Here is a 14,323-nt window from a genome sequence, read left to right on the forward strand (position 1 = left end):
AACTTTTGGACAGGTAACGTCCAAGACCGGCGAGCGTAATATGCAATTCGGGCTTCGTTTCGCTTTCTAGATAACGAGAACAACGAGCTCGAGCGGATCGGCCTGCATCAGCGGGCCGATCCGTCATGCCTATAGCTGAATTAAGAATTCTTACTATAAGGTGCGGATAAAACACAAAGAAATTCTTTTTCGGTAGAATTTGTGAGGGTCTTACAACTTTGGGTTCAGGCTTCTCTGGTCTGAATCTGAGGTGTCACTCTCTGTTCTGAGGAAAAAGAAATCATGAAGAGCAAAGTTCGCTCGCTGTCTCTCAGGCTTGGTCTCTTGCTTTCCGCTATCTTTCTCGCGGCAAGCTCGGGCTTCGCTCAATCTGACTCATCCCAAATCACCGGCAACGTTCATGACGCATCGGGTGCTTCCATTCCTGGCGCTAAGGTTACAGCGCGGAACGAAGGTACCGGAACCGAACGTCAAACAACCACCACCGGTGAAGGCTTTTACACCATCACCAACCTCCAGCCTGGCTACTACACCGTAAGCGTAGAGGCCGCTGGTTTCAAGAAGTACATCAAAAAGACAAATAAACTGGATGCTTCGATCCCGCTTTCGGTAGAGATCTCTCTTGAGGTCGGCGCCGTATCGGAATCGATCGAAGTCACTGCTTCCACTGCCAGTGTTCAGGCTGACTCTGCTACGGTCGGGAAAACGATCGAAGCCAAGCAGATCGAAAACATGGCGATGAACGGCCGCAACCCGCTGCTGCTCGCCCAGTTGAAGCCGGGCGTTCAGGGCGATGCGATGAACCGTTTTACCTTTGGTCTCAACAACGGGTTGCAGATCAACGGCGCCAGAAGCCAGGACTTCCTCATCACCTTTGATGGCGCGGTCGGCGTTCGTACGCGTTCGAATGGCACCTCTGTTGGAACTGCTGACGTGGATACTGTGCAAGAAGTTCAAGTTCTCACTTCGAACTACAACGCTGAATACGGCCGCACCTCCGGCGGTCAGGTCCGCATCGTCACCAAGTCTGGTGGACGCGACCTTCACGTCACTGCCTACGAATACCTGCGGAACCGTGAGCTCGACGCCAACACTTGGCTCCGCAATACGACTGGTGCGCGGAAGCCGCAGAATACCTTCAATCAATTCGGTTTCGTGGTCAATGGTCCGATCATGGTCCCGAAGGTCTTCAATACGGACCGGAGCAGAGCCTTCTTCTCCTTCTCGCAAGAGTATGTGCGCTATCGCCAGGAAGTCACTGCCACCACGACAGTGCCGACTCCTCTGATGCGTACCGGAAACTTTAGCGAACTCTTGAGCCCCAATCCGTTCTTTGCGGTCCGGACGATCAATGACCCGACGACGGGTGCGCCTTTCCCTGGCAACATCATCCCGGCGAATCGTGTCAGCTCAAACGGCCTCGCGCTGTTGCGTGCCTACCCGGATGCCTTACCTGGCTATCTCTCGGGACGGAACAACTACTTCGCTTCGCGCTCGCAGCCTGAAAACCAGCGCAAGGATAACCTCGGTATCGATCTCCTCCCGACTTCGAACCAGACCATCCGCGCCCGCTGGTCCAATTACACCTATCACATCCTGAACGGTTTCAATAACAACACCGACCGTGCCACGACCGATCAGAGCCGTCCGAACGTCACTGGTTCGATCAACCACGTGTGGACGATCAATCCGACCACCGTCAACGAGTTCCTTGTTGCCGCCTCCGTCGATCGCGTCTACACCAAGGTGAACCAGAGCACCGGCGCCTATAAGCGCAGTGCTTATGGCATCAACTACCCCTACCTCTTTGGTGGCGCAAAGGAAATTCAGGACAAGATCCCGACGATCGAAATCAATAGCTTCGGTACTGTTGACGGCGGTCCTTATCCGTCCCAGTCAACCGGCCCGATCTATCAGATCTCGAACAACACAACGAAGATCATCCGGAATCACACCCTGAAGTTCGGCTTCTACTTCGAGCGTTCTGGCCAGAACGATTTTGACCAGATCAACGTGAGTGGCGTCCCCGGTGGCACCAACAACCAGAATGGCCGTTTTGTGTTCTCTGACGGCCGTCAGGGCGCTCCGAACTCCGGCCTCGCCATCGCGAACGCAGCTCTCGGACTCTTTGATACCTATGCGGAAATCGGCACGCGCGCCTATACTCCGTATCGTGGCCAGATGTATGAAGCCTTCTTCCAGGACTCCTGGAAGATCAACTCCAAGCTGCGTATCGAAATGGGCTTGCGCTACACGATCATGCAGCCTTATTACTATTCGCTCTGGAACAACATCGCCGTCTTCGATCCTTCGAAGTACGATCCTGCAAAGGCTGTTGTTCTCGACCGTGCAACGGGTAACGTTCTCAGTGGCGACCGCTACAACGGAATCGTGATTCCGGGAACCGGCTGGCCCAAGGCCGCGATTGGCCGTGTGCCGATCGCCAGCGATCCCTCATTCAACCGCCTGTTCTCGGGTGGCAGCAACACCTTTGGTCAGTTGCAGAAAAACAACTGGGCTCCGCGCTTTGGTATTGCCTATTCGATCAATACAAAGACGGTCGTCCGCGCCGGTGGTGGAAGCTTCTTCCAGCGTCCTGGTGTCTCTGACGGTGTCTTCCTTGGCGGTCAGGCTCCCTTCCAGCCCTTCGCCTCTGTTACCGCTGGCAACGTGGACAACCCCGGCGGCACCGCCGGCACGCAGTTCCCGTTCTACTACATGACCACCGATCCGGTCTTCAAGATTCCACGTTCCTACCAGTGGAATACCACTGTCGAACGTGAAGTCGGCTTCAGCACGATCGTCACTGCTGCCTATGTGGGCCGCACGGCGAACAACCTGGAACGGACTCGTAATCTGAACCAACTCCAGCCGGGTACGACCCAGGCCAATCCTGGTGCGAATGTCAACTTCCTTCGTCCCTACAAGGGCTTTGCCCAGATTGACTTGCAAGAGAATGCTGCTCGCAGTACCTATCATTCCTTTCAACTCGAAGCGAACCGTCGCTTTAGCAAAGGCTTCCTGGTTGGCGCTGCTTACACGCTCTCCAAGAGCATGGACAATGCCTCCGGCCGTAAGGATCTGCTCTGGAACGCCTACAACGACAAGAACTTCTGGGGCGCTTCGAGCTTCGACAACCGCCACATGTTCCAGATCAACTTCGTGTACGAACTGCCCTTCTACAGGACCAGCGGCAACGCTGTTGCGCGCATGGTTCTCGGCGGATGGCAGACCAGTGGTAACTATCAATGGCAAACCGGTAAACCGTTTAGCATCACGACGGGTGACGACTTTGCTGGTACCGGCACCGGAACGCAGCCGTGGGAAATCACCTCGGCCGCCAGCTACCCGCGCCAGTTCGCACAGGGCAGTGCGGATCCTGCCAAGTGGATTCAGGTAACGGCCGCCAAGCCGGTTGCCGGAACTTTCTCCACCACGCAGAACCGCAACATGTTCTACAACCCTGGTTTCAATAACTTCAACATGTCGGCGTTTAAGAACTTCCGCTTCCAGGAACGCCACAATGTGCAGTTGCGCGCTGAGTTCTTCAACCTCCCGAACCACCCGAACTGGTCCGGTGTGGACACCAACCCGAACAACGCAACCTTCGGGAAGGTGACACAGAAGACGCAGACCGCTCCCCGCAACATCCAACTCGCTCTCCGCTATACCTTCTAGCCAAAGCGATTTTTAACAAACAAAAAGGGCTCTCCTACCGGGGAGCCCTTTATGATTTCTACATGAGAATCCTTGTGAATTTCTTTTTTGCCGCCGCACTTGCTGCGGCTGCTGACCTCAGTGGGAAATGGGCCTGCACTGTGGAGTTCGATGGCGGTAGTGGCAGTCCGAACTTTGACTTGAAGCAGACCGGTTCCGACATCAAAGGCAGCTACAGCGGACAACTGGGCGACACCGAATTGAGCGGCAAAGCAGAGGGCAACAAATTTACGCTGAGTTTTACTGCCGGAGGCTACGCGCTTGTTTATAAGGGCAGTCTCGAGAACGATGCGCTCAAAGGCTCGGTTGATCTTGGGGGCCAGGCGACGGGCACCTTCTCCTGCAAACGGAAATAACGCCTACTCGGCGAAGCGCAGGACTTCCGCCGGCGAAGGCTTGCCGCGCTGTCCAAATTTGATCTTGCCGTCGGGGCCAATCAGGTAAACGGTCCGCTTCACGATCAGTCCATGCGCGTGGTAGAGCTGCCCGATCTTTTGTCCCTGGTCGACCAGCAGGGGGAAGGGCAATTGCCTTCCATTGACGAACTTCTTGTGGCTCTCCGCCGACTGCGGATTGATGCCAAAGACGACGGCATTCTTCTGCTTGACCAGTTGCCAATTGTCGCGGATCTCGCACACCTGCTTCGTGCAAACGGTCGTATCGTCGCCCGGATAGAAGACGAGGATGACGTTCTTGCCGCGCAGCTTCTGCAGGCTCACCTCGTTGCCATCCTGATCCTTTGCCGTAAACAGAGGCGCGTCTACGCCCACTTCCAAGGGGTCACTCCAGAGCCAGCTCAATTGCAACATCTGGTGTGATTATCCTCCACTCAGATAGAAGAAGCGCGCGATGAACAACGCGGTCAACCCATAGACCAGCCAGCCCACTTCCTGCCACTTGCCCTGCGCCAGTTTCAGCAGCGTATAAGCGACAAAGCCAAAGGCAACGCCGTTCGCAATGCTGAAGCTGAGCGGAATGGCGAGGATCGTCAGAAAGGCGGGAATCGCCACCTCGGCATCATCCCAACGGATCTCTGCCGCATGCGACATCATCATGCTGCCGACGAGAATCAAGGCCGGTGCTGTAGCCGCAGCGGGAATCACACCCACAATGGGCGCGGCAAAGAGCGCGACCAGGAACAGCAATCCGGTGACGATCGCCGTCACTCCAGTGCGTCCTCCGGCCAGAACTCCCGATGCGCTCTCGATATAGCTCACTACGGTGGAGGTGCCCAGTAGCGAGCCAAACATCGTCGCGATCGAATCACAGAGCAGAATCCGCCCCACGCGTGGGATCTTCTGCTGGTTGTCGAGCAGGCCTGCCTTCTTCGTCACGGCCACCAGTGTTCCGAGATTATCGAACAAGTCGACGAACAGGAATACGAACACGATCTCGAGCAGCCCGAGTCCCAGCGCGCCTCGCACATCGAGCTGGAATGCGCTTTGTCCCAACTGTGGCAGATAACTCGGCTGCCAGCTCCATTGGGTGAGTCCGAAGATCGCGCCCAGCAGACTGGTGCCGAGGATTCCGAGCAGCATCGCCGCTCGCACCCGCCAGGCGAGCAGCGCTCCGATGAGGAGTAGTCCGCAAATCGCTAAGACTGTTGTGGGCTCGCGTAGATTTCCCAGCCGCACGATCGTCGCCGGATCCGGCACGATGATCCCGGCGTTCTTGAGGCCGATGAAGGCGATAAACAAGCCGATGCCGACGGCGACTGCGGCGTACAGATCCGCCGGCATCGCCTCGACAATCTTCTGGCGCAGTCCGGTCAAGGTCAGCAGGAGGAATGCGACACCCGAAAGAAACACTGCTCCCAGCGCCACCTGCCAGGAGACGCCCAGGCCCTTGACGACGACATAAGTGAAGTAGGCGTTCAGCCCCATGCCGGGGGCAAGCGCGATGGGATAGCGTGCGACGGCGCCCATCAGAATGCTTCCCAAAGCCGCGCTCAAGCAGGTGGCCGCCGTTACCGCGCCCACTGGCATGCCCGCTTCGCCGAGGATGGAAGGGTTCACGAAGACGATGTAAGCCATCGTGATGAAGGTGGTGGCGCCGGCTAAAATTTCGGTCCGCCAGCTCGCGCCGAGTCTCGCAAACTCGAAATAGGACTCCAGTTTCCCGCGCATCTGGATCCATGATGGCAGCATCCTCTAAGCGCACGTTTCAAAAGACTAGTAAAATCTAAGATTCCGCGCTTATTTCTCAATGTCATTCCGCACCGACGACGTACGCATTCGCGGCATCCGCGAACTCAATCCTCCTGTTGATCTCCTCAAGGAACTTCAACCTACCGAAGATGTAACCCGTGCTATCCACAATACTCGCCAAGAGCTGCATGAAATCATTCATGGCCAAAGCAATCGTCTTGTCGTTGTGGTGGGTCCTTGCTCGATCCACGATGTGGACGCTGCTCTTGAATATGCTGCCCGTTTGAAGGAGATTGCGAAGCCTTACAGAGGGCAACTCCTCACTCTCATGCGGGTCTATTTCGAGAAGCCCCGCACCACCGTGGGCTGGAAGGGGCTCATCAACGATCCCTTTCTTGATGAAAGCTTCTCGATCAATGAAGGCATCCGCCGGGCGCGCAAGCTGCTGCTCGACCTCGCCAACATGGGGCTGCTTTCGGCTACCGAGTTTCTCGACATGATCACGCCGCAGTACATCGCGGACCTCATTGTCTGGGGGGCCATCGGCGCGCGTACGACGGAGAGCCAGTCGCATCGCCAGTTGGCGAGCGGGCTCTCTTGCCCGGTCGGCTTCAAAAACGGCACCGACGGCAACGTGCGCATTGCGATCGATGCGATCCGCGCCGCGGCAGAACCGCATCATTTCCTCAGCGTCACCAAGACCGGCCACGCCGCGATTGTCGAGACCAACGGCAACCCCGACTGCCACGTCATCCTCCGCGGCGGGAAGCTCCCGAATTTCGATGAGGAAGCGGTTTCGAGCGCTCTCGACACCTTGCGGGCGCAGAAGGTCCCCGATCGTCTCATGATTGATTGCTCGCACGCGAATTCACAAAAGCACGCGGCCAACCAGACCATCGTGGCGCAGTCCATTGCCGAACAGATCGAAGCGGGCCAGACCGGCATCTTTGGCGTGATGATCGAATCGAACATCGTGTCCGGCCGTCAGGATCTGATCGCCGGAAAGCCGCTGACCTTTGGCCAGTCGATCACCGACGAGTGCATCGATATCCCGTCCACCGCACGCATCTTTGAAAGGCTTGCCGAAGCATGTCTGAAGTCCAGGACATAAAGCGAATCGCAACGTGGAACGTCAACGGCATCCGGGCTTGTGCCAAGTCCGGTCTGGCCGAGTGGCTGCAGACTCACGATGCGGATGTGATTCTGCTCCAGGAAGTGCGTGCGGATGCGCACCAGATTCCCGAGGACATTGCCTGCCTGTCGCACTACAACCAGCACTGGTATGCTGCGACGGTACGCAAAGGCTATAGCGGCACTGGCATCCTGTCGAAGGATGTCCCGCTGAAGGTTTACTCCGGCCTGGGCTACGAGGAGTTTGACGGCGAAGGCCGTGCGATTGCGGCCGAGTTTGATCGCTACATCGTCGTCAGCGCCTACTTCCCGAATTCACAGGCTCTCGGCGGGCGCATCGATTACAAGCTGCGCTTCTGCGCGGCGATGGAAGGCTGGCTTGAGAAGCTGGGCCGCACTGGCAAGCCCGTTGTCCTCGGGGGCGACTTCAACGTTGCGCCCTATCCGATTGATCTCGCACGGCCCAAAGACAACGAAAAGAATCCCGGCTACCTGCCGGAAGAGCGTGCCTGGATGGACGCCTTCCTCAAGAGTGGCTGGATCGACACCTGGCGCCATCTGAACCCGGGTGTGGTGAAGTATTCCTGGTGGAGCGCCCGCATGAACGCCCGCGCCAAGAATATCGGTTGGAGAATTGACTTTAACGTGGTTGCCAGCAAATTTGCTGACCGCATTGCCGCTGCCGATATGCTCAATGACATTACCGGCAGCGACCATTGTCCTGTGACTCTCGATCTGCGCGTTTAAGCCCTATTCAGGCAGCGCAAAACTGTACAACACCTGGCCTGCCGCAATCGCGACATACTGCTTGCCGTCCACCGCGTAGCTGATCGGTGAAGTGGCCGTGGTGGCGCCCGTCTGCATCCTCCACAGATACTTGCCCGTTGCCGCCTCCAGCGCAATCAGATTGCCCTCTGCCGTTGCGGAGAACAGCACGCCCGTCGAGGTGGCGAGCACGCCCGCAGCAAGCGATCCCCGTGACAGCGGATGTTCCCACTTCACATCCCCCGTCGCTGTGTCGATGGCCTTGATGCCTGCCAGCGGCTTGTCGCCGGTGGCAACGGAGCGGCCACCCCAGTAGGCCTTGCCGGGCTCATAGACACTCTTCTCGCGAATGAAGCGCTCGGCGCCATCGGCATAGACCGTGTAGAGCATTCCATTGCTGCTGTCGAAGGAAGGGCTCTGCCAGTTGGTGCCGCCGACGAGGGTCGGATAGACGACGCGGCCTTCGGGTGTGGAGTCTGTATTTGGAATCACCTTCGGGCGACCATCGGCCTCAAAGCCGGCGTTCCAGGTTTGGCGGACATAGGGCTTGCCAAAGAGCAGTTTACCGTTCGTACGATCGAGCACATAGAAGATCCCATTCCGATTGGTCTGCACCAGCAGCTTGCGCTGCACTCCATCGATCACCCGGTCGACCAGCACCAGATCCTGATTCGCATCCCAATCGTGGCTGTCATTGGGGGTGAACTGGTAGTGCCATTTGCGCTTGCCAGTCGCAGGATCGAGGGCGAGCACGGAGCAGGAAAACAGGTTGTCGCCCTTGCGAATTTCAGCGTCCATATCGGGCCCGGGATTGCCGGTGGCCCAGTACAGCGTATCGAGTTCGGCATCATAGCTGCCAGTGAGCCAGGTGGGCGCGCCACCAAGCTTCCAGCTATCGCCCTTCCATGTCTCATGACCGAATTCGCCAGGTCCCGGAACGGTGTTGAATCGCCATACCCGCTTGCCGGTCACAACGTCATAAGCATCGAGAAAGCCGCGAATGCCATGCTCGCCACCGGCGACGCCGACAATCACCTTGTCCTTCACCACCAGTGGCGCGACGGTGACGCTGTAGCCTTCCATGGTGTCGGCCACTTGGGTTTCCCAAAGCGGACGTCCGGTGCGCCGGTCGAGTGCGACGAGCGCCGCATCGAGGGTTCCGAAGAAGACGCGATTGCCCAACACCGCGACGCCGCGGTTGTAGCGGTTGCTCTCAAAGGCGTTTACCTTCTTTTGCGTGCGCTGGTACTTCCAGATCTGCATGCCGGTGCGCGCATCGAGCGCAAAGACCTGGCCTGGCATTCCGGCCGTGTACATGATGCCGTCGATCACGATCGGGGTGGTTTCGAGGATCGAGTCGCCAGGCATCTGCACAGACCACTTGGCCTGCAACTGCTTCACATTGGCCGGAGTAATCTGCTGGAGCTGGCTGAAGTGCTTGCCTGCGTAGTCTCCCCAGTAGGTGAGCCAGTTTTGCGGCTCCTTGGAGGCATTCCGAATCCGCTCATAGCTCAGGCCGCCGGCGGGTAAGTCGCCGCGTACGGTGGCTGCGTAATCGCGAGCGGTCAGGGTTTTGAGATAAGCGACGATGTCCTGGATCTCCTCGCCACTGAGGCGGGTGGCATAGTTCGCAGGCATCATCGAGGTTTCGATCGTCTTCCGGCTCTTGAGGCTGGCCTTGTCGAGCATATGGAAGCTACCGTCACGTTCGCTGATTTGCACGACGAAGCTATCTTCATTGCGCCTGAGACCGGTTATGGTTTTACCTTCGGCGGTGACCACTTCGATCATGCCCGGGCCTTTCTGGCCGCCGATCAGCTCGTTCGGTTTGAGGATCTTATTCTTCAGTGCTTCGGCCGGAGTTCCTGCTGCTGCAGAGAGATCTGGCGCGACAATGCCGCCTCGTCCGTTCACCTCATGGCAACGGAAGCAGGAGGCTTTTCCGAAGTACAGGGCTTCGCCTTTCTTCGGATCGCCCGGCACGGTCTCGTTTACTTTGACGGTGCTGCTACTCAGGCTGCGAAGATAGCTGACAATCTGCCACGCTTCGGTAATCCCGAGCTTTTGGAAGGCGGGCATCTGCGTGCCCGTGATACCGTTGCGAATGTTGAGGAAGATCTCTCCGTCTTTCGCTCCATGCTTAAAAATTCCTGTCGCAAGGGCGGGTCCACGGTCGCTTCCTGCCGCATTTCCACCGTGACAGGCCTGGCAGGCTTGGCCAAACAGTTTTTTGCCGGATTCAACTGCGGTTGCGTCAGCAGCGAGTGGATTCTTTTCATTCTGCGGCGTGTGTTCCTGTCCAACAAGGACAGTCAACGAGAAACAAGCGGCCGCAAGGCGCCGCGACAGGGCAGGGAACATACGTATAAGCCTATCGCAACGTGTTACAGCCGCCGCTTGGATTTTATTGATCACGCCGGCGGGTGAAGCGGCGATCGCCTACACCTTTTGAGGGGCCTTTGAATGGAGGTTTGCTGTGGCTCTCCGCCTGAGGACGGAAGGACGTTTTCGGGCCCCAATCGCCGCGCGAAGGAGGCTTTGCACTCCAATCAGACTTTGGTTTGGGGGACCACTTGGAGTCGCCACGAGGAGCGTCACCGCCGCGAGGTGCCCAGTCGGACTTGCCGCGTGAAGGAGGTTTCGCACCCCAATCAGACTTCGGCTTCGGACTCCAATTCGAGCCGCTCCGGGAGTCGTCGCCACCGCGAGGGGACCACTCCGCCTTACCACGCGCAGGAGGCTTCGAGCCCCAATCGGACTTCGGCTTTGGAGACCAGTTCGAGCCGCCCCGCGAGTCGTCGCCCCCGCGAGGTGCCCAGTCGGATTTACCACGCGAAGGAGGTTTCGCACCCCAGTCAGACTTCGGCTTCGGACTCCAATTCGAGCCGCTCCGGGAGTCGTCGCCCCCGCGAGGTGCCCAGTCGGATTTACCACGCGAAGGAGGCTTCGCACCCCAGTCGGACTTCGGCTTCGGCGACCAGTTCGAGTCGCCACGAGGAGCATCACCACCGCGAGGTGCCCAGTCGGATTTGCCACGTGAAGGAGGTTTCGCACCCCAGTCGGACTTCGGCTTCGGGGACCAGTTCGAGTCGCCACGAGGAGCATCACCACCGCGAGGTGCCCAGTCGGATTTGCCACGTGAAGGAGGTTTCGCACCCCAGTCGGACTTCGGCTTCGGCGACCAGTTTGAGTCGCCACGGGGAGCGTCACCACCACGAGGTGCCCAGTCGGATTTACCACGCGAAGGAGGTTTTGCACCCCAGTCGGACTTCGGCTTCGGGGACCAGTTCGAGTCGCCACGAGAAGCATCACCACCACGAGGGGACCACTCCGCCTTACCACGCGAAGGAGGCTTCGCACCCCAGTCGGACTTCGGCTTCGGAGACCAGTTCGAGTCGCCACGGGGAGCGTCGTCCCCGCGAGGTGCCCACTCCGCCTTGCTGCCCGTACGTGGTTTCGGATTCCAAGTGGACTTCTTGGGAGACCATTGTGAGTCGCTACGAGAATCGCCGCCGCGAGGCGCCCGATCGGATCTATCGCGTGAAGGCGATTTCGCACTCCAATCTGACTCAACCGGCTTCGACCGGCCGAACTGCGTCCGTGAAGGCGGCCTCATTCCTCCTTGCGCATCCGGGGCCGCTTCCGTTTCCTTCCGTACCGGCTTCTCTTCCATCCCAGCCAGCTTCATGAGTTTCGTCACTTCGCCCGGATTCAGATGGCGCCACTTGCCGGATTCAAGTCCCGTCAGGGTCAGCGGCCCCAGATTGGTCCGCACCAGCTTCAATACCTGGCTATCCATCGCCTCGATCATCCGGCGCACTTGCCGGTTTTTGCCTTCGGTAATCGTGAGCTCGACAAAGCTCTTCGATTCGTTCTCACGCACCCGGTTGACGATCGCCGGCCTTGTCATGCCATCCTTCAATTCCACGCCTTGGCGCAGCGTCTCGAGCGCCTCATCCGACAGTTTGGTCGAACACTTCACGAGATAAGTCTTCGGCACATGGAATTCCGGATTCGTCATCCGCTCGGCGAGCGCCGTGTCATTGGTCAGCAAGAGCAGTCCGCTGGTATCTTCATCCAGCCGGCCCACGGTCCCGACAAAGGATGGAACGTCGGTAAGCAGGTCGTAGACGGTCTTCCGGCCTTCCGGGTCGCCCTTACTCGTAATGTAGCCTGCGGGCTTATAAAGGAGGATGTAAAGCTTGTCGAGCGTCTTGACCAGACGCCCGTCCAATTCAATCCGGTCCTGGATCGGATCGATCCACTCATCCGGATTCTCGACCATCCTGCCATTCACCGTCACCCGCCGCGAGTGGATCCAGTGCCGTGCATCCGTTCGCGAGCCCAGGCCCGCCTTGGAGATCACGCGTTCGAGCGTCTTGCTCGTAATCGGGCTCTTGGTTGTTTTCTTTATTGGGCGGTCCATATACTCTTCACTGTTGTAAATTCTTCGATCGCTTCTTGCCCGAGTTCCCGTCCAAAGCCTGACTGCTTCACACCACCAAACGGAACAGCTGCGTCAAACTCATTGTAAGAGTTCACCCACACGGTCCCCGCATGCAATGCACTGGCCATCCGGTTAGCCCGCTTCAAATCGCTGGTCCAAACGGCAGCGGCGAGCCCGTAGGAGGTGCCATTGGCGATGGCGAGCGCTTCCTCTTCCGTCTCAAAACGAATCACGCTCAGCACCGGCCCAAAGATCTCTTCCTGCGCGATTCTCATGCTGTTCTTTACTCCGCTAAACACCGTAGCTTGCACAAAACAACCAACATTCCCCTCGCGAGCGCCGCCACAAACCAGGTTTGCTCCCTCTGCTTTTCCTGTCTTGATATAACCGAGAACCCGCTCCATCTGCTGCTTGGAAATCAGGCTCCCCAGTACGACATCGTCCTGCCGCGGGTCTCCCATCTTCAATCCCCGCACCCGTTTCACCAGCCGGTCGACAAACTCATCATGGAGGGAGGACTGTACCAGGAGACGGCTCCCGGCGGTACAGATTTGCCCCTGATTGGAAAAAATTCCCCACAGTGCTCCGCGAAGCGCAGCTTTCGGGTCCGCATCACCGAAAACAATATTTGCGCTCTTGCCGCCCAATTCGAGGCTCACTGGCTTCAAGTTACTCTCTGCCGAGGCCAACAACAAGCGTCTGCCCGTCCGGGTCGAGCCGGTGAAGGAGATCTTGTCGACATCCATATGCCGCGCCAAGGCTTCGCCCGTCGTGTGGCCATAGCCATTGACCACCTGGAAGACTCCCGGCGGAACGCCCGCCTCTGCGAGCAACTCCGCCAGCTTCAACGCATGAAATGGCGTCAACTCGCTGGGCTTCAGCAGGACGCTGTTGCCACAGGCGAGGGCAGGCGCAATCTTCCAGGCTGCGAGACAAAGCGGGTAGTTCCAGGGCACGATTGCCCCCACCACGCCCATCGCCTCGCGCTGGCTTGCGACGGAAAACGGACCATCCGCCGCAATCGTCCTGCCGCCAATTCGCCTCACGGCGCCGGCAAAATAACGGAACGCGTCGGCGGAGCCGCCAACATCGCTCCCACGTGATTCCTTCAAGGTCTTGCCGGTTTCGAGTGTCACCAGCAAGGCCAGATCTTCGCGATCCCGCTCAATCAGATCGCCAATCCGCCACAGGATCGCTTCCTTCTCGCTTGGCAGCTTCCGGGCCCACACTCCGGCTGCAAAGGCAGCGCGCGCGGCGGCGACCGCCTGGTTGACTCCTGCTTCTCCAGAATCCGCGATCTCCCCGAGTACTTCCTCCGTCGCAGGATTCTCCACCGCAATCATCGTCACCCCAACATCGTCACATAGAATAGCGACAATGCGTACAGTCCTCATTACGGGTGCCAGCAAGGGAATCGGAGCGGCTACGGCTCTGGCCTTCGCGAAAGAAGGGGCATCCCTTCTCATCCATTACTCATCAGACAAGAGCGGAGCCGAAGCAGTGGCCAGCGAAGCTCGGGCCCTCGGCGCCACTGCCGAAACGATCCATGCCGATCTCGCCACTCTGGCCGGTGCACAAGCATTTGCAGAAACACTGAAGGGCCGCAAGATTGACGTACTGATTAATAATGCCGGTTCGCTCCTCGGCAGACACTCTTTAGCCAGCATGCCCTCGGATCATTGGGAGCAGACGGTGATGCTCAATCTCTCGAGCGTCTTTTATGTCACCCAGGCGGTTGTGCCGCACATGATCGAACAGAAGCAGGGTTGGATCGTCAATGTCGGGTCCATTGCCGGACGCAATGGCGGCGGTCCGGGAGCTTTTGCTTACGCCACCTGCAAAGGCGCCGTTTCTGCGCTCACCAAGGGCATGGCCAAAGAACTGGCACCGCAAGGCATCCATGTGAATTGCGTCGCTCCCGGTGTGATCGCCACCCATTTCCACGAGGTTTTCTCGACGCCGCAAATGCTCGAGAGCTTCAAAGCAAACACCCCCGCCGGCCGCTTGGGCAGCAGCGAAGAAACCGCCGATGTCATTGCCTACCTGTGTTCTCCACAAGCCGCGTATATCTACGGCCAAACCATTGAAGTCAACGGTGGCATGTACTTCGCATAGT

General features: G+C 58.3%; 10 protein-coding genes. 5 read left to right on the plus strand and 5 right to left on the minus strand.

Features of this window, described 5'->3' with window-relative positions:
* Positions 1–282 precede the first annotated feature (282 nt).
* Positions 283–3,678, plus strand: a complete 3,396-nt coding sequence (locus tag M017_RS0114310) for a TonB-dependent receptor (RefSeq protein WP_031498764.1) — start codon at positions 283–285, stop codon at positions 3,676–3,678.
* 74 nt (positions 3,679–3,752) lie between these two features.
* Complete coding sequence (locus M017_RS0114315; RefSeq protein WP_155121412.1) at positions 3,753–4,073, plus strand: hypothetical protein; 321 nt, start codon at positions 3,753–3,755, stop codon at positions 4,071–4,073.
* A 3-nt stretch (positions 4,074–4,076) separates the two neighbouring features.
* Here M017_RS0114315 and M017_RS0114320 read toward each other — a convergent pair whose 3' ends face one another.
* Positions 4,077–4,526, minus strand: a complete 450-nt coding sequence (locus M017_RS0114320; protein WP_031498766.1) for a peroxiredoxin — start codon at positions 4,524–4,526, stop codon at positions 4,077–4,079.
* Positions 4,527–4,535: 9 nt separating this feature from the next.
* Positions 4,536–5,843 (minus strand): NCS2 family permease, encoded by a 1,308-nt coding sequence (locus tag M017_RS0114325; protein ID WP_031498767.1) that lies wholly within the window; start codon positions 5,841–5,843, stop codon positions 4,536–4,538.
* 79 nt (positions 5,844–5,922) lie between these two features.
* On the opposite strand from M017_RS0114325, the gene M017_RS0114330 reads away from it, so the two are divergent.
* On the plus strand, positions 5,923–6,975 hold the full coding sequence (locus M017_RS0114330) for a 3-deoxy-7-phosphoheptulonate synthase (RefSeq protein WP_031499860.1): 1,053 nt from the start codon (positions 5,923–5,925) through the stop codon (positions 6,973–6,975).
* Positions 6,954–7,742: an exodeoxyribonuclease III gene (locus M017_RS0114335; protein WP_031498768.1), complete on the plus strand. Its 789-nt coding sequence runs from the start codon at positions 6,954–6,956 to the stop codon at positions 7,740–7,742. The genes M017_RS0114330 and M017_RS0114335 overlap by 22 nt, the downstream gene beginning before the upstream one ends.
* A 3-nt stretch (positions 7,743–7,745) precedes the next feature.
* Here the strand turns inward: M017_RS0114335 and M017_RS27735 are convergent, their stop codons facing one another.
* From M017_RS27735 to M017_RS0114350, 3 genes are read right to left on the minus strand one after another with little or no spacing between them, the layout of a single operon-like run.
* Positions 7,746–10,121, minus strand: coding sequence for a PQQ-dependent dehydrogenase, methanol/ethanol family (locus M017_RS27735; RefSeq protein ID WP_051670088.1), 2,376 nt, complete (start codon positions 10,119–10,121; stop codon positions 7,746–7,748).
* A 43-nt stretch (positions 10,122–10,164) separates the two neighbouring features.
* Positions 10,165–12,186, minus strand: a complete 2,022-nt coding sequence (locus M017_RS28760) for a pseudouridine synthase (protein ID WP_080507763.1) — start codon at positions 12,184–12,186, stop codon at positions 10,165–10,167.
* Positions 12,171–13,601: an aldehyde dehydrogenase family protein gene (locus M017_RS0114350; protein ID WP_031498772.1), complete on the minus strand. Its 1,431-nt coding sequence runs from the start codon at positions 13,599–13,601 to the stop codon at positions 12,171–12,173. Before M017_RS0114350 ends, M017_RS28760 begins: the two co-directional genes overlap by 16 nt.
* Between M017_RS0114350 and M017_RS0114355 the strand changes: the two genes are divergently transcribed.
* Positions 13,585–14,322 (plus strand): SDR family NAD(P)-dependent oxidoreductase, encoded by a 738-nt coding sequence (locus M017_RS0114355; protein ID WP_031498773.1) that lies wholly within the window; start codon positions 13,585–13,587, stop codon positions 14,320–14,322. The two genes, M017_RS0114350 and M017_RS0114355, sit on opposite strands and share 17 nt — an antisense overlap.
* The last annotated feature ends 1 nt before the right edge of the window (position 14,323 follow it).

The organism is Bryobacter aggregatus MPL3, assembly GCF_000702445.1.
GTDB classification, from domain to species: domain Bacteria; phylum Acidobacteriota; class Terriglobia; order Bryobacterales; family Bryobacteraceae; genus Bryobacter; species Bryobacter aggregatus.